The sequence below is a fragment of the Sphingomonas sp. TX0543 genome (genome assembly GCF_048565505.1).
In the GTDB taxonomy this organism is placed as follows: Bacteria; Pseudomonadota; Alphaproteobacteria; order Sphingomonadales; family Sphingomonadaceae; genus Sphingomonas.
Map to the genome: position 1 here is coordinate 2,527,033 of NZ_JBLZUS010000002.1, position 14,715 is coordinate 2,541,747.

Sequence of the window (14,715 nt, forward strand, 5' to 3'; positions counted from 1 at the left end):
TCCGCTAAGGGACGCCGCTTCCCCGGGCCATGCGGCCTGTGGAACGAGACGACAGCCGGAGGGGCATGGCACGGGGCCATGTCAGCGATCGGCCAACGAAGGAAAGCATATGGCTCTTTACGAGCACGTGTTCCTTGCGCGCCAGGATTTGGCACAGGCGCAGGTGGACGCGCTGGCGGAAGCCGCCACGAAGATCGTCGAGGATCACAACGGCAAGGTCGTGAAGACCGAGACCTGGGGTCTTCGCAGCATCGCCTATCGCATCGCGAAGAATCGCAAGGCGCATTACGTGATGCTCGAAATCGATGCCCCCGGCGATACCGTCGCCGAGCTGGAGCGTCAGAGCCAGATCAACGAAGACATCATCCGCTACATGACCGTCAAGGTCGATGAGCATGAGAACGGCCCGTCCGTGATGATGCGCAAGCAGGAGCGCGATCGTGAGCGTCGCGCAGAGCGTGGTGATCGCGGCGACCGTGGCGATCGGCCGCGTCGCGATCGTGAGGAGGAGCTCGCATAATGGCCCGTCCGTTTTTCCGCCGCCGCAAGAGCTGCCCCTTCTCCGCGAAGGACGCGCCCCGGATCGATTACAAGGATATCCGGCTGCTTCAGGGCTTCGTCTCTGAGCGTGGCAAGATCGTGCCGTCGCGCATCACCAGCGTATCGGCGAAGAAGCAGCGCGAACTCGCTCAGGCGATCAAGCGCGCCCGTCATCTGGGCCTGCTGCCCTACGTCGTTAAGTAAGGAACGCTCACATGGACGTTATTCTGCTTGAGCGCGTCGAGAAGCTCGGCTCGATCGGCGATGTAGTGAAGGTGAAGGACGGCTTCGCCCGTAACTTCCTGCTGCCGAACAAGAAGGCGATGCGCGCCAACGAGGCCAACCGCAAGGTGTTCGAGGCCAACCGCGCCCGCATCGAGGCGGACAACGCGACCCGTCGCACCGACGCCGAGAAGGAAGCCAAGGGCTTCAACGACGTGAAGGTGACGATCATCCGTCAGGCATCGAACACCGGCCAGCTCTACGGCTCGGTCGCGGTGCGTGACATCATCGAGGCGCTGCAGGCCGATGGCCACAAGGTCGCCAAGAGCCAGATCGTGCTCGATCGCCCGATCAAGGCGATCGGCATCTACGAGGTGAAGGTCGCCCTTCATCCGGAAGTGTCGGTGACGGTGAAGGTCAACGTCGCACGCTCGCCCGAAGAGGCCGAGCTGCAGGCGTCGGGCGTCGACGTCGCGGCGCAGATGTTCGAGGAAGGTCGCGACACCGGCGGCTTCACCGAGGACTATGATCCGAATGCCGAGCCGGGCGCCAGCGCCGAGGTTCAGCCGGAGGCGGAGCAGGCGTAACGCCGCTCCCCATCCGCGATACGAAAAGGCCCGCCGGAGCGATCCTCCGGCGGGCCTTTTTCTTTGACAGCGGGCCGCTGTGATCCGGGCGTCGCGGCCTAGTTGGCGCAGGCGTCGTAATATCCCGCGCGGCACGCGGCGACGGCCCTGCGCCAGTCAGCCATCTGCCGTTCATATTGCGCGCGATCGCGGGCGTAGCGATCCATGTCGCGGTCATGATCGCGCGAGGCAGCGTCATATTGCGCCTGATCCGCCGCATAGCCGGCGTCAGCGGTCATGACGCGCTGCCGCACCTCATACCGCAACCCGCGACTCTGGACCTCGGAGCCGGCCTGCACGTTGAGCTGCCGGGTCTGCTCGCTGTCGCGCGCTCTGGCGTCGGCGTTGCGCATCGTCGGATCGCGGGGATCGTCGGCATGTGCCGCCGCGGACAACAACATCATCGCCGTTCCCAGACAGAACAGAACCGTACCCCGCATCGCATCCCCCTCGCGCCGCCGCGACCCAGATCTACCAGCCCAGGCCGGCCGGCCACAAAGCCAATCCGGTGAACTTCCGTCGCCTCATCGCACGCGCAAGGCGGATCATGGCCGGCAAGGCTGGCGATAGTGTCAAGCGTTGTCGTTAATGGTCACTCCACCGTAACGGACTTCGCCAGGTTGCGCGGCTGATCCACGTCCGTCCCCTTCGCTACCGCTACGTGATAGGCGAGCAGCTGCACCGGCACGGCATAGACCAGCGGCGCGATCAGCGGGTGGACCTTGGGCATGGTGATCGTCGCAAGGCATCCCTCGCCCGCCGCCTCGACCCCGTCGTAATCGCTGATCAGCACCACCTTGCCGCCGCGCGCCTGCACCTCCTGCATGTTGCTGACCGTCTTGTCGAACAGCGGGCCACTCGGCGCGATCACGATCACCGGCACATTCTCGTCGATCAGCGCGATCGGGCCGTGCTTCATCTCGCCCGCCGCGTAACCTTCGGCGTGTATGTAGCTGATTTCCTTCAGTTTCAGCGCGCCCTCCAGCGCCAGCGGATAATCCGTTCCGCGCCCCAGATAAAGCACGTCGCGCGCGCCCGCGACCGTCCCCGCCATCGCCTCGATCGCCTCGTCATAGGCGAGCGCGGCGTTCAGCGCGGCGGGCGCTTCGGAGAGGTGCTTGACGATCGCCTTCTCCTCCGCCGGGCTGAGCCGCCCCTTCGCCCGCGCTAGATTGGCGGCAAGCGCGGCCAGCACCGCGAGCTGGCAGGTGAAGGCCTTGGTGGAAGCCACGCCGATCTCCGGCCCGGCGTGGGTCGGCAGCAGCAGGTCGGCCTCGCGCGCCATCGAACTGGTCGGCACGTTGACCACTGCCGCGATCGTCTGCCCCTCCGCGCGCGCATGGCGCAGCGCGGCGAGCGTGTCTGCCGTCTCGCCCGACTGGCTGATGACGATCATCAGCCCGCCCTGCTCCATCACCGGCGTGCGGTAACGGAACTCGGATGCCACATCGAGATCCACCGGCACGCGCGCATATTGCTCGAACCAGTATTTCGCGACCATCCCGGCGTAGAAGCTGGTGCCGCAGGCGACGATAGTGACGCGCTTGATCGTGGACAGATCATAATCCGGGATCGGCAGCGTGACGCGATCCTCCATCCGCTGGAGATAGGAGCGCAGCGTCTGGGCGACGACGATCGGCTGCTCGTAAATCTCCTTCTGCATGAAATGGCGATGGTTGCCCTTGTCGATCAGCGCGCCGGTGACGCCGGAGATGGTGATCGCACGCTCGACAGGATTGTTGTCCCGATCGAACACCTGCGCGCCATCGCGGGTGCACACCACCCAGTCGCCCTCGTCGAGATACGCGATGCGCTGGGTGAGCGGGGCAAGCGCCAGTGCGTCCGAGCCGAGATAGGTCTCGCCTTCGCCATAGCCGACCACCAGCGGCGAGCCCAGCCGCGCGCCGATCAGCAGCTCCGGGTGATCGCGGAACAGGATCGCCAGCGCGAAGGCGCCGTGAAGCCGCGGGAGCACCTCGCGCACCGCGTCGGCCGGTGCCATCCCGGCCTCGACCTTCTCGCTGACGAGATGCGCGACCACCTCCGTATCGGTCTCGCTGGTGAAAACCCTGCCGCGCGCGATAAGTTCTTCGCGCAAGGGCTTGAAATTCTCGATAATTCCGTTGTGGACCACGGCGACATGATCGGTTGCGTGCGGATGCGCGTTATTGGTCGTCGGCCCGCCATGCGTCGCCCAGCGCGTATGCGCGATGCCGACATCGCCGGGTAGCGGATGGGCCGCCAGTTCCCGCGCCAGATTGACGAGCTTGCCCGACGCGCGCCGCCGATCGATCGCGCCATCGTGCACCGTCGCGATGCCGGCGGAGTCGTAGCCGCGATATTCCAGCCGCTTCAGCCCGTCGAGAAGCCGGTCGGCAACGTCCTCGGTGCCCAGAATGCCTACGATGCCGCACATGACTGCCTCGATCCGTTAGAGTGTTCGGTATTGGTAGAAGATTGGCGCCTACTTAGTCGTTTTCTTGCGCGCCGCCATCTGTTCCCGGAAGCGCGCGGCCCAGCCCGTCTTCTCCTCCTGCGGCGGGCGGACGAGCGCCAGCGCGTCGGCGCTCACATCGCGTGTCACCACCGCGCCCGCGCCGACGATCGCGCCCGCACCGATCGTCACCGGCGCGACCAGCGCGGAATTGGAGCCGATGAACGCCCCCGCCCCGATGTTCGTGCGATATTTGAAGAAGCCGTCGTAATTGCATGTAATCGTGCCCGCCCCGATATTCGCGCCCGCCCCCACGTCGGCGTCGCCGAGATAGGTCAGATGATTGGCTTTCGCGCCTTCGCCGAGCACCGCCTTCTTCATCTCCACGAAATTGCCGACGCGCGACTTCGCCTCCATCACCGCGCCCGGGCGCAGCCGGGCGTAGGGGCCGACCGAGCAGCCGGCGCCCACCGTCGCGCCCTCCAGATGGCTGAAGGCGTGGATCGTCGCACCCTGCGCGATGCTCACGCCCGGGCCGAACACCACATTCGGCTCGATCGTCACATCGCGCGCGAGCGCCGTGTCATAAGCGAACCAGACGGTTTCGGGCGCGATCAGCGTCACGCCGTCCGCCATCGCCTGTGCCCGCCGCCGTTCCTGCCAGGCGCGCTCCACCGTGGCCAGTTCGGCGCGGCTGTTCACCCCGGCGACTTCGCCCTCGCCGGTTTCGATCACGGCCGACGCACGGCCATCCGTCGCCGCCAGCATCACGATATCCGGCAGATAGAATTCGCCCGCGGCATTGTTGTTATCCACCCGCGCGAGCAACGCGAACAGGTCTTCTCCGCGAACAGCCATCAGGCCCGAATTGCAGAGGGTTACGGTGCGTTCCTCAGCAGACGCATCCTTGAATTCGACCATCTTCGCGATCCGCCCGTCGCCGTCCGCGATGATCCGGCCATAGGCGCCCGCATCGGCCGGGCGGAACCCCAGCACCACCGTGGCGGGCGCATCGTCGGCGTGGAGCCGTTCGAGCATCCGCCGCATCGTATCGGTCGTGACCAGCGGCACGTCGCCATAGAGGATCAGCACGTCGCCCATGAAGTCGCGCAAAGCGGCTTCCGCCTGATGCACGGCATGGCCGGTGCCGAGTTGCTCCGCCTGATGGACCACCTCCGCGCCGAGCGGCACCACCGCCGCCTCCACCTGCTCGCGCCGCGCCCCGACAACGACGGCGGTGCGCGCCGGCTCCAGCGCCGCGACGCTTGCGAGCAGGTGGAGCAGCATCGGCCGCCCGGCAAGCGGATGCAGCACCTTGTGGAGATCGGATTTCATCCGGGTGCCGTTGCCGGCGGCGAGAATGATGGCAGCGATCGGTCTGTCGTTCATGAAGGGCGCTTTCGCATTGGATGCTTGCCATTTCCAGAGTAGTGCTGTCTGGCGCGTGGCTGATGGATGTTTTTCCGTTCACGATTGTCGGTTTCGATCTCGACGGCACGTTGCTTGATACGAGCGCCGATCTTGCCGCCGGGGTCAATCACGCGCTTGGCTCGGTCGGGCGCGCGCCGCTCACGGTGGAGCAGGTGCGCGCGATGATCGGCGGCGGCGGTCGGCATATGCTGTCGCTGGCGCTTGACGCTAGCGGCGGCGGGGACGCGGCGCTGCTCGACCGGCTCTATCCCGCGATGATCGAATTCTATGCCGCGCATATCGCGGTGCATACCACGCCCTTCCCCGGCGCGCTGACGATGCTGGACGGGCTGGCCGCGCGCGGGGTGGCGATCGGGCTGGCCACGAACAAGGCGGAGCCGCTGGCGCGCGCGCTTCTGGATGCGCTCGGCCTCACATGGCGCTTCGCGGCGATCGTCGGCGACGCGGGGAAGCCTTCGCCCGATGGGATCGAGGCGATGATCGCGCGCTGCGGCGGCGGTCGCGCGGCGTTCGTCGGCGATTCGATCTATGATGTCGGCGCGGCGAAGGCGGCGGGGATACCCGCCGTGGCCTGTGCGTTCGGCTTTCTCGACCAGGTCGAAACGCTCGGCGCAAACGCGGTGATCGGGCATTTCGACCAACTGATCCCGGCACTCGAGACGTTATGACCCATCAGGAACGGCTGACTTTCTGGCGGCTGCTGCTCGCATCCGCAACAGCTTTCGCGATCACGATGGCGCTGCTGCCGCACCCGCCGCAACTCGTCAATGTCAACGACAAATGGCAGCATATGGCGGCGTTCGGCACGCTGACGGTGCTGGCGATCCTCGCTTATCCGAAGGCGCCGTTGTGGCGGGTCGGCGAGCGGCTGTCCTTCCTCGGCGCGCTGATCGAGGTGGCGCAGTCGCTGCCGGTGTTGCACCGCGATTGCGACATCATGGATTGGCTGGCGGATACCACGATCATCGTCGGCGTGATCCTCGTGGTCTATCTGTTCAGGCACCTGCGCGGCGATTATTCCTCCTGGCCTTGACCCACAAATGCCGCGCCAGCAGCGCGGGCGGCATCCGCAGCCAGTGCGAACGGACGTAGAAGGCGGCGCGCGTCGCGGGCCGCGTGCCCCTGCCCCACCCGTCACGCGCGAGCAGGCGGCGGCGGGCGGCGGCGTCGAAGATGCCCTCGGCGCGCCGGTCGGAAACCGGCGTGTCGAACAATCGCCGCGCGAGCCGCAACGATCGCGCCACGGCGCGCCCCGCCTGATGCAGCGCCGCGCGGTCGGCGAGCCTGGCCTCGTACCCGGCATCGCGCGCGCAGAATTCACGCACCAGCCGATCGATATCCCACAGATTGCGCAGCCCGCCGGAAAGGTCGCCATCCGCAAACAGATGGAGCGCGGCGTGGACGACGAGATCCTCCGGCGACGGGATCGACAGGCCGTTGCCGAGCGGCTCCGCCGCCGCGACGAGCGCGCCCGCATCCGGGGTGATGCGCGCAGTCGGCGGCAGAATCGTGTGATGCACGTCGATCATCCGATCGCGCTCGCGGTGGATCAGCGGCGGCAGTTCGTGCATCCAGCGGCGATAGTAATTATCGTCATAGGGATCGGGCTTCACCCATTCCCAGCCGGCGTCGAGCAGCGCCGCCTCCGCATCATCCAGCCTTGCACGCGGCACGAGGATATCGAGGTCGCCGATATGCCGGCCTTGCCCCGCATCCAGCCCCGCCGCGACGAAGGCGGTGCCCTTCAGCAAGATGATCGGGAAGCCGGCCGGGGCGAGCGCGCGCCGCGCCATCTCCGCTTCCCACAAGGCCTGCCGCCGCCCCTCCTCGGCGGACTGAATCGCTGCCGCCAGGATCGCGCCCACCTGCTCCGGCACGGGCAGCCCGCGCAGGCGACAGGCGAGCGAGCCGATCAGCAATTCCGCACGCGCGACCGCGATCACCGCGATCCATTGCGGCGGGTCGAGCGCCAGCGCGGTGTCCGGCGCCGCCAGCAAACGGCAGAGCAGCCGTGCCGCCGCGCTCACGCCCAGGCCTCGATCGCGGCGATCGCACTGTCCGCATCGGGATAATCGAGCGCGACCGCCGGCACGCTGCGCACGAAGCGTGTCAGCGCGTCGAAACCGGATTCGCCAAGCGCCACGTAATTGGTCGAAGCCTGCGTAAGCCGCACGAACGCCTCGCCCGCGCCCACCGGCCGCGTGTCCGCCGCGAAGCCGAAGCGGGGAAACACCAGCCGCGCCGGCCGTGCCGGCCGGTCCATCGCCGCGAGCGCCGCCGGATCGGGCACCAGATGCCGGATATCGCCCTTCGGCGTACCCGCGAGCAATGGCCCGAACCGCGCGGCCGGGATCGCCGCCCGCACCACCGCGATAGCCTCATTCTTCAGGCTGACGAGGCGGGGAAAGGCGTGGATCAGCCCGCTATCCGGGTTCACCAGCGCGAATTCATCGCCCATCAGCCGCCAGCCGCGCCCCGAAAGCAGCGCCGCCAGCGTCGATTTCCCCGCGCCCGATTCGCCCGTCAGCACGATGGCGCGCCCGTCGCGCTCCACCGTCGCGGCATGGAGCAGCAGGAAGCGCCGCTCGCCCAGCGCGAGTTGCAGGTTCATCGCCATTTCGGCGGCGAGCAGCCCGTGCGCCAGCGGCAGAGGCGCGGCGTCCGGCAGCATGTAATCCCCCGCGATCGTGACTGACGGCCGCACGAAGCGCCGCCACGGCCGCGCCGCGGAAAGCCGCACGGTGTAATCGGCAATGCCGTCCTCAGGCTGGGGATAATCGGCATAGAGCGCGCGTAACTGAGCGATCGGCGCGCGCCAGTCCGCGCCGACCCGGAACGAGGCCGGGCCGATCCTGACCGGAAAGACGTGCCTCATGCCGCCTCGACCAGCCCGATGCCGACCAGCTCGTCGAGCCGCTCGATCAGCGCGCCGCGCTCGTCGGCGGCGAGACCGAACGCGTCGGCCAATGCGTCGAGCGTCCGCCACTCGCCCGCCATCGCGTCCAGCAGCTCGGGTACGGGCGCGACGACGATGTGCGTGATGCCGGAAGCGCGGTGATAGATCGCGTTCAGATCGTCCAGCGGCGCGATGCGCAGGCCATCCGCAGCCGGCGCGCGATAGCGCGTCGCGGCCATCCTGTTGCTATTTCCGCAGCATCTGAAGCGAGGCGAAGCAGGTGAACCCGGCCGTCCCGCGCTGCAACCGGCCGACATATTTCAGATAGGCGCGGCTGCGCTCGTAATCGACGCCGGGCAGGTTACCGCCCGTCGCCATCGCCCGGCGCACATCCTCGCCATTCAGCGGGCGCACCGGCGGGGCGAAGGCGTTCTTCGTGCCGGCCGCGACGACATTGCCGTTCGCATCGATGAAGCCGCCCGCGCGCGACGGATCCGGCACGGGTATCTCGCAGTTGAGCACCGATCCCGCCGTCTGCGCCAGTGCGGGGCGGATCGACACCACCGCCGCCGCGCCGGCCGCACCGAGCATCAGCGCGCGGCGGCGCGTGGCGCCCTCGTTGCGCTTTTCCCCGCCGATCTCGTTTTCGTCGCTCATTGCGCTCCTGTCGCTCTTCGCACTTCCACAATCGGGCCGTCGAGACAAGCCGGCGCGACGAAGCGTATCGCACCGGGACGTTTCGATCCCCTTTATGCCGCGCCGTTTTGGGTGGGTGCGTGCATCCCGGCGATCGGCTAAAGCCGCGCCCGTGCTGGAAGGAATCACGCCTCGCGGCTGGCTGGCGGCCGTCATCGTCGCGGTGACGGCGGTCGTCACCTGGTCGCTGTCGGGAGACTGGCAGGTCGGCATGGTCACGCTCGCCGGGGGGCTGGTGGCGTTGCTCGCCTCGTCGCAGATGCGGGAGGAGCGGCAGGCCGAGGCTGCCGCGCTGGCGCGCGACACCGCCGTCCCCGGCCCCGCGATCGAGGTGGCGATCGATGCGATCCTCGAGCCGGTACTGCTGGTGGAAGGCACGCGGGTGATGCTCGCCAATCGCGCCGCGCGCACGCTGCTGGGCGAGCATGTCGCGGGGGAGGACGTGCGCACCGCGATCCGGCATCCCGCCGCCGCCGCGCATCTGGCCCAGTCGCGCGATGACGAGGCGCTCCCGCCGATCGATCTTGTCGGGCTTGGCGCGCTCAACCAGCGCTGGGAATTGCGCGCCAATGCGATCGGGGGCAACCGCCGCCTCGTCCATCTGCTCGATCGCACCGATGCCCATGCCGCCGAGAAGATGCGCGTCGATTTCGTCGCCAATGCCAGCCACGAGCTGCGCACGCCGCTCGCCTCGATCCTCGGCTATGTCGAAACGCTGGCGGACGAGGCGGGCGAGGATCCCGAGATCCGCGCGCGATTCCTGCGCATCGTGCTGGATGAGGCGCGGCGGATGGACCGGCTGGTCGGCGATCTGATGAGCCTGTCGCGGATCGAGGCGGACAAATTCCGCCAGCCTTCGGATTCGATCGAGTTCGGCCAGCTGATCCGCGATGTCGCCGATACGCTGGCGGCGGCGCACGACGGGCGCGGGCGCGATATCTCGCTTCACGTAACGCCAGGGTTGCCGATGGTGACGGGGGATGCGGTCCAGCTTTCGCAGCTTCTCCACAATCTGATCGGCAACGCGATGAAATACGGCCGGGCCGGAACGCCGATCCGCGTGGAAGCGGCGCCGGCCGGGCGCGGAATGATCCGCCTGGTGGTGGCGGACCGCGGCGAGGGCATCCCGCCGGAGCATCTGCCGCGCCTCACCGAACGCTTCTATCGGGTCGATGCGGGGCGCAGCCGCTCGCTCGGCGGCACCGGGCTGGGGCTCGCCATCGTCAAGCATATCGTGGAGCGGCATCGCGGCCGCTTCGACATCGCCAGCACCGTCGGCGAAGGTACGCGCGTCACGGTGATGCTGCGCGCCGCCGACGCCGCTGTCATATTGGCGTAAACTTAATGTCACACGGCGGCGACGGGAAAGAACGCCGCCGTCCGGGGCGGTTGGGGTTTTGATGATTCGGCGCGTCGCACTGCTTGCCGCACTGTCGCTGTCGCTTGTCGCCTGTCACGATCAGGCGGCGGGCGGCGGGGCCGGCGCGCGCGCGCAGATCAAGGCGGTGGGATCATCGACCGTCTATCCCTTCACCACGATCGTCGCGGAACAGTTCCTCGCGAATACGCCTGACGCCAAGCCGCCGGTGATCGAATCCACCGGCACCGGCGCGGGGATGAAGCTGTTCTGCGCCGGGATCGGCGCGGCCCATCCCGATATCGAGGATGCCTCGCGCCGGATGAAGCGCGCGGAATATCAGGGCTGCGCCCGCAACGGCGCCGGCGAACTGATCGAGATACAGATCGGCATCGACGGCATCGCCTTCGCCGAATCGCGGCGCGGCGCGAAAATGGCGCTCACGCCCGCCGATCTGTATCGCGCGATCGCCGCGACACCGGGCGGGCGGCCCAACAGCGCGCGCACCTGGCGCGATGTGAACCCGGCGCTGCCCGACACGCCGATACGGGTTTACGGGCCGCCATCGACCAGCGGCACCCGCGACGCGCTGGCGGAGCTTATCCTGGCGCGCGGCTGCGAGGCGGTCGATCCGCGCGCTGCGTCGCTGCGGGAGAACGACCCCGCCGCGTTCGCCGTCCTGTGCCAGCGAATCCGCGAGGACGGCGCCTATATCGACGCGGGCGAGAACGACAATCTCATCGTCCAGAAGCTGTCCGCAAACCCCGATGCGATCGGCGTTTTCGGCTACAGCTATCTGGAGGAAAACGCCGGCACGGTGGTCGGCGTGCCGATCGCGGGGGTCGCGCCAAGCTACGCCACGATCGCCGACGGCAGTTATCCCGGTGCGCGACCGCTCTACATCTATGTGAAGAAGGCGCATCTCTCCGCGGTGCCGGGGCTCCGGTCGTTTCTGGCGCAATATGCCAGGCTGTGGGGCGCCGGTGGCCCGCTCGTCCGGCGCGGGCTTATCGCATCGCCGGCAGCGGTGCAGGCGCGATCGGCCGCGATCATTCGCACGTTGACACCGCTTGATCCGCGAGAGCTGAAATGATGCGGGGCGCTGCCTTGTGTCGCCGCTAGCGCTGCTGTTCCTGATCGCCGCGCTCGGCGCGGTCGGCTGGTTCACGTCGCGCGCCCGCGCCGTGCGGTTCCGGCTGGCTACGCCCGGGCGGTTCAGTTCGCTGCCGGGCCATCATGCGGCATATGTCGCGCTGTGGACGATCGGGCCGCCGCTGCTGTTCCTGCTCGTCTGGCGCTTCGTGTCGCCCGCCCTGGTGACGGATGCGGTGCTCGCGACCCCGGCGGCAGGCGCGCTACCGCCGCACGGCTTCGAGCGCGCGTCGATCCTGTCCGAAGCACGCGATCTGGCCCGCGGCCAGGCATATGGCGCGTTTCACACCCTCTCCACGACGCTCGCTCCCGCCTATGCCGCCGCCCAGAAACGCTATGATCTGATCGCGGCGGCGGTCGCGCTGCTGCTGGCCATCGGCACCGGCGTTGTCGCCTTCCTGCGCGTCGCGCCGCGCTTTTCGGCGCGGACGCAGCTGGAGCGGCTGGTGATGGGGTTGCTGCTCGCCGCCTCGCTGATCGCGATCCTGACGACGACGGGGATCGTGGCGAGCCTCCTGATCGAGAGCGCGCGCTTCTTCTCGATCGTGCCCCTCACCGATTTCCTGTTCGGCACGCACTGGTCGCCGCAGGTGATCGATCCGCGCGATCCGGGCGCGTCGCTGGGCGCGGTGCCGCTGTTCTGGGGCACGTTCTTCATCGGCGCGGTGATCGCGATGATCGTCGCGATCCCGTTCGGGCTGATGAGCGCGATCTATCTCACGCAATATGCGCGCCCCGGCACGCGGCGCTGGGTGAAGCCGATGCTGGAGATTCTCGCCGGCGTTCCCACGATCGTCTACGGTTATTTCGCCGCGCTCACCGTCGCGCCGGCCGTGCGCAACCTTGGCGTATCGCTGGGGATCGCCTCGGCCTCATCCGAAAGCGCGCTCGCCGCGGGGCTGGTGATGGGCGTGATGATCATCCCGTTCGTATCCTCGCTCGCCGATGATTCGCTGGCCGCCGTCCCCTCGTCGATGCGCGACGCGAGCCTGGCGCTCGGCGCCACGCCATCCGAAACGATCCGCCAGGTGCTGCTGCCTGCCGCGCTTCCGGGTGTCGTCGGCGGCGTGCTGCTCGCGATCAGCCGCGCGATCGGGGAGACGATGATCGTGGTGATGGCCGCGTCCGGCGTCGCCAGCCTCACGCTCGATCCGTTCGCCAGCACCACCACCGTGACCAAGCAGATCGTCGACCTGCTGACCGGGGAGGCCGAATTCGACAGCGCCAAGACGCTGGCCGCCTTCGCGCTCGGGCTGACGTTGTTCATCGTCACACTGCTGTTCAACATCGTCGCGCTGGTGATCGTGAAGCGCTATCGGGAGGCGTATGAGTAAGGCGCCGCCCGCCGCGCCGACCGACTGGTCGGGCGCCCCGATGCAGCGCCGCATCGCCCGCCGCTATCGCGCGGAGCGCCGTTTCCGGCTGCTGGGGCTTGCGGCGATCGGGGTGTCGGCGGCGTTCCTGGTCTTTCTGCTCGGATCGATGCTGACGCGTGGCATCGGCGGGTTCACCGAAACGCGGATCGCCCTGCCGCTCGATCTGCGCTCCGCCAACCTGGCGATCGATCCCGCGCGCCTGCGCGGGCGCGGCGCGGATCTCGCGCTCACCGGCGCGGGCCTCGAAAGCGCGGTGGATGCCGCCGCCAATGCCGCCTGGCCGAAGCTTGGCGGTGCCGAATTGCTCTCGGACGGCGCGTGGCTTCGCGTGCGCGATGCGGTGAAGGCCGATCCGTCGCTGCTCTCGCGCCGGGCGACGCTGGAGGTGCCGGTCGCCAGCGCGATCGACATCGCCTCCAAGGGCAGCGGCACCGCCGCCGCGGAAGCGACCGTCGCCGCGCTGGGCGATCAGCTGTCGCGCGGATTCAACCGCGATTTCCTCACCGCATCCGATTCCACCGATCCCACCCGCGTCGGCATCTGGGGGGCGCTCAAGGGATCGCTGATGACGATGTTCGTCACCATCGTCCTCTCCTTCCCGGTCGGCGTGCTGGCGGCGCTCTATCTGGAGGAATATGCGCCGCGTAACCGCTGGACCGACCTGATCGAGGTTTCGATCAACAATCTCGCGGCGGTTCCCTCGATCATCTTCGGTCTGCTCGGGCTCGCGGTGTTCCTCGGCACGTTCGGGCTGCCCCGTTCCGCCGCGATCGTCGGCGGCCTGACGCTCGCGCTGATGACCATGCCGGTGATCGTCATCGCCGGGCGCAACGCGATCAAGGCGGTGCCGCCGTCGATCCGCGATGCGGCGCTCGGCGTGGGGGCGTCGCCGGTGCAGGTGGTGTTCCACCATGTGCTCCCGCTCGCGCTGCCCGGCATCCTGACCGGCACGATCATCGGCACCGCGCGTGCCTTGGGGGAAACGGCGCCGCTGCTGATGATCGGGATGCGCGCCTTCATCGCCGCACCGCCGGACAAGCTCACCGATCCGGCCACAGTGCTGCCCGTCCAGGTGTTCCTGTGGTCTGACGAGGTGAACCGCGGCTTCGTGGAGAAAACCTCCGCCGCGATCGTCGTCCTGCTCGTGCTGCTGCTCGCCATGAACAGCCTCGCCATCTACCTCCGCAACAGATTCGAGACCCGCTGGTGATGCGCGACGATAAGCCGCCGAAGATGACCGCCCGTCACGTCAACGTGTCCTATGGCGACAATAACGCGATCGACGATGTTTCGATCGACGTGCCGCAGGATGACGTGACAGCGTTCATCGGCCCGTCCGGCTGCGGCAAATCGACCTTTCTGCGCACGCTGAACCGGATGAACGACACGGTCGCGTCCGCGCGCATCACTGGCGAGATCCGGCTGGACGGCGAGGATATCTACGCCCGCGAGATGGACGTGGTGCAGCTTCGTGCGCGCGTCGGCATGGTGTTCCAGAAGCCGAACCCGTTTCCGAGATCGATCTACGAGAACGTCGCTTACGGCCCGCGCATTCACGGATTGAGCAAGGGCCGATCCGATCTGGACCGGATCGTGGAGGAGTCGCTCGTCCGCGCCGGCCTGTGGCATGAGGTCAAGGACCGGCTGGGCGATTCGGGCACGGTGCTCTCCGGCGGCCAGCAGCAGCGCCTGTGCATCGCGCGCGCGATCGCCGTCGAGCCGGAGGTGATCCTGATGGACGAGCCGTGCAGCGCGCTCGATCCGATCGCCACCGCGCGTATCGAGGAACTGATCCACGAGCTGCGCGGGCGCTACGCGATCGTGATCGTCACGCACAACATGCAGCAGGCCGCGCGCGTCAGTCAGAAGACCGCGTTCTTCCACCTCGGCCAGCTTGTCGAATATGGCGACACGTCGGACATCTTCACCAATCCGCGTGAAGAGCGCACCAAAGACTATATCACCGGCCGGTACGGCTGAGGGAA

17 protein-coding genes are annotated in these 14,715 nt (G+C 67.9%); 10 read left to right on the forward strand and 7 right to left on the reverse strand.

Annotation, left to right across the window (positions count from 1 at the left end; genetic code table 11):
• Nucleotides 1-109 precede the first annotated feature (109 nt).
• From rpsF to rplI, 3 genes are read left to right on the forward strand one after another with little or no spacing between them, the layout of a single operon-like run.
• Nucleotides 110-520, forward strand: a complete 411-nt coding sequence (gene rpsF / locus ACM61V_RS12680; RefSeq protein WP_137788092.1) for a 30S ribosomal protein S6 — start codon at nt 110-112, stop codon at nt 518-520.
• Complete coding sequence (gene rpsR / locus ACM61V_RS12685) at nt 520-744, forward strand: 30S ribosomal protein S18 (protein WP_137788093.1); 225 nt, start codon at nt 520-522, stop codon at nt 742-744. The genes rpsF and rpsR overlap by 1 nt, the downstream gene beginning before the upstream one ends.
• 11 nt (nt 745-755) lie before the next feature.
• Nucleotides 756-1,349: a 50S ribosomal protein L9 gene (gene rplI, locus ACM61V_RS12690; RefSeq protein ID WP_137788094.1), complete on the forward strand. Its 594-nt coding sequence runs from the start codon at nt 756-758 to the stop codon at nt 1,347-1,349.
• A 98-nt stretch (nt 1,350-1,447) separates the two neighbouring features.
• Here the strand turns inward: rplI and ACM61V_RS12695 are convergent, their stop codons facing one another.
• From ACM61V_RS12695 to glmU, 3 genes are all read right to left on the reverse strand, one after another.
• A complete protein-coding gene (locus tag ACM61V_RS12695) occupies nt 1,448-1,792 on the reverse strand; it encodes a hypothetical protein (protein WP_419714043.1) in 345 nt (114 codons plus the stop codon).
• Nucleotides 1,793-1,980: 188 nt separating this feature from the next.
• Nucleotides 1,981-3,804, reverse strand: coding sequence for a glutamine--fructose-6-phosphate transaminase (isomerizing) (gene glmS / locus ACM61V_RS12700; RefSeq protein ID WP_419714044.1), 1,824 nt, complete (start codon nt 3,802-3,804; stop codon nt 1,981-1,983).
• Nucleotides 3,805-3,852: 48 nt separating this feature from the next.
• Nucleotides 3,853-5,211: a bifunctional UDP-N-acetylglucosamine diphosphorylase/glucosamine-1-phosphate N-acetyltransferase GlmU gene (gene glmU, locus ACM61V_RS12705; RefSeq protein ID WP_137788097.1), complete on the reverse strand. Its 1,359-nt coding sequence runs from the start codon at nt 5,209-5,211 to the stop codon at nt 3,853-3,855.
• A gap of 20 nt (nt 5,212-5,231) precedes the next feature.
• Between glmU and ACM61V_RS12710 the strand changes: the two genes are divergently transcribed.
• Both ACM61V_RS12710 and ACM61V_RS12715 read left to right on the forward strand, forming a co-directional pair.
• Nucleotides 5,232-5,921 (forward strand): HAD family hydrolase, encoded by a 690-nt coding sequence (locus tag ACM61V_RS12710; protein WP_419714045.1) that lies wholly within the window; start codon nt 5,232-5,234, stop codon nt 5,919-5,921.
• Nucleotides 5,918-6,286, forward strand: coding sequence for a hypothetical protein (locus ACM61V_RS12715; protein WP_137788098.1), 369 nt, complete (start codon nt 5,918-5,920; stop codon nt 6,284-6,286). The genes ACM61V_RS12710 and ACM61V_RS12715 overlap by 4 nt, the downstream gene beginning before the upstream one ends.
• On the opposite strand, the gene ACM61V_RS12720 is transcribed toward ACM61V_RS12715, so the two are convergent.
• The 4 genes from ACM61V_RS12720 to ACM61V_RS12735 are packed head-to-tail and all read right to left on the reverse strand — an operon-like array spanning nt 6,249 to nt 8,806.
• Nucleotides 6,249-7,286, reverse strand: a complete 1,038-nt coding sequence (locus tag ACM61V_RS12720) for a nucleotidyltransferase family protein (RefSeq protein ID WP_419714266.1) — start codon at nt 7,284-7,286, stop codon at nt 6,249-6,251. The genes ACM61V_RS12715 and ACM61V_RS12720 overlap by 38 nt on opposite strands.
• Entirely contained in the window at nt 7,277-8,128 is an 852-nt protein-coding gene (locus ACM61V_RS12725; RefSeq protein ID WP_137788099.1) for an HprK-related kinase A, read from the reverse strand. The genes ACM61V_RS12720 and ACM61V_RS12725 overlap by 10 nt, the downstream gene beginning before the upstream one ends.
• On the reverse strand, nt 8,125-8,388 hold the full coding sequence (locus ACM61V_RS12730; RefSeq protein WP_137788100.1) for an HPr-rel-A system PqqD family peptide chaperone: 264 nt from the start codon (nt 8,386-8,388) through the stop codon (nt 8,125-8,127). The genes ACM61V_RS12725 and ACM61V_RS12730 overlap by 4 nt, the downstream gene beginning before the upstream one ends.
• Before the next feature lie 7 nt (nt 8,389-8,395).
• A complete protein-coding gene (locus tag ACM61V_RS12735) occupies nt 8,396-8,806 on the reverse strand; it encodes a hypothetical protein (protein ID WP_419714046.1) in 411 nt (136 codons plus the stop codon).
• Nucleotides 8,807-8,957: 151 nt separating this feature from the next.
• Here ACM61V_RS12735 and ACM61V_RS12740 point away from each other — a divergent pair, with 151 nt between their 5' ends.
• The 5 genes from ACM61V_RS12740 to pstB all read left to right on the forward strand — a co-directional run bounded on the left by ACM61V_RS12740 (nt 8,958) and on the right by pstB (nt 14,710).
• Nucleotides 8,958-10,184: an ATP-binding protein gene (locus tag ACM61V_RS12740; RefSeq protein WP_249341712.1), complete on the forward strand. Its 1,227-nt coding sequence runs from the start codon at nt 8,958-8,960 to the stop codon at nt 10,182-10,184.
• Nucleotides 10,185-10,245: 61 nt separating this feature from the next.
• Entirely contained in the window at nt 10,246-11,295 is a 1,050-nt protein-coding gene (locus ACM61V_RS12745) for a substrate-binding domain-containing protein (RefSeq protein WP_419714047.1), read from the forward strand.
• Between the two features lie 16 nt (nt 11,296-11,311).
• A complete protein-coding gene (gene pstC / locus ACM61V_RS12750) occupies nt 11,312-12,688 on the forward strand; it encodes a phosphate ABC transporter permease subunit PstC (RefSeq protein ID WP_137788104.1) in 1,377 nt (458 codons plus the stop codon).
• The gene (gene pstA / locus ACM61V_RS12755; protein ID WP_249341713.1) at nt 12,681-13,940 is read left to right on the forward strand and encodes a phosphate ABC transporter permease PstA; all 1,260 of its coding nucleotides are present in this window, start codon (nt 12,681-12,683) and stop codon (nt 13,938-13,940) included. Before pstC ends, pstA begins: the two co-directional genes overlap by 8 nt.
• Complete coding sequence (pstB, locus tag ACM61V_RS12760; protein ID WP_419714267.1) at nt 13,940-14,710, forward strand: phosphate ABC transporter ATP-binding protein PstB; 771 nt, start codon at nt 13,940-13,942, stop codon at nt 14,708-14,710. Before pstA ends, pstB begins: the two co-directional genes overlap by 1 nt.
• The last annotated feature ends 5 nt before the right edge of the window (nt 14,711-14,715 follow it).

Coding starts and splice junctions, on each gene's coding strand:
- rpsF (WP_137788092.1), top strand. CDS start 110: ATGGCTCTTTACGAGCACGTGTTCCTTGCGCGCCAGGATTTGGCACAG.
- rpsR (WP_137788093.1), top strand. CDS start 520: ATGGCCCGTCCGTTTTTCCGCCGCCGCAAGAGCTGCCCCTTCTCCGCG.
- rplI (WP_137788094.1), top strand. CDS start 756: ATGGACGTTATTCTGCTTGAGCGCGTCGAGAAGCTCGGCTCGATCGGC.
- ACM61V_RS12695 (WP_419714043.1), bottom strand. CDS start 1,792: ATGATGTTGTTGTCCGCGGCGGCACATGCCGACGATCCCCGCGATCCG.
- glmS (WP_419714044.1), bottom strand. CDS start 3,804: ATGTGCGGCATCGTAGGCATTCTGGGCACCGAGGACGTTGCCGACCGG.
- glmU (WP_137788097.1), bottom strand. CDS start 5,211: ATGAACGACAGACCGATCGCTGCCATCATTCTCGCCGCCGGCAACGGC.
- ACM61V_RS12710 (WP_419714045.1), top strand. CDS start 5,232: ATGCTTGCCATTTCCAGAGTAGTGCTGTCTGGCGCGTGGCTGATGGAT.
- ACM61V_RS12715 (WP_137788098.1), top strand. CDS start 5,918: ATGACCCATCAGGAACGGCTGACTTTCTGGCGGCTGCTGCTCGCATCC.
- ACM61V_RS12725 (WP_137788099.1), bottom strand. CDS start 8,128: ATGAGGCACGTCTTTCCGGTCAGGATCGGCCCGGCCTCGTTCCGGGTC.
- ACM61V_RS12730 (WP_137788100.1), bottom strand. CDS start 8,388: ATGGCCGCGACGCGCTATCGCGCGCCGGCTGCGGATGGCCTGCGCATC.
- ACM61V_RS12735 (WP_419714046.1), bottom strand. CDS start 8,806: ATGAGCGACGAAAACGAGATCGGCGGGGAAAAGCGCAACGAGGGCGCC.
- ACM61V_RS12745 (WP_419714047.1), top strand. CDS start 10,246: ATGATTCGGCGCGTCGCACTGCTTGCCGCACTGTCGCTGTCGCTTGTC.
- pstA (WP_249341713.1), top strand. CDS start 12,681: ATGAGTAAGGCGCCGCCCGCCGCGCCGACCGACTGGTCGGGCGCCCCG.
- pstB (WP_419714267.1), top strand. CDS start 13,940: ATGCGCGACGATAAGCCGCCGAAGATGACCGCCCGTCACGTCAACGTG.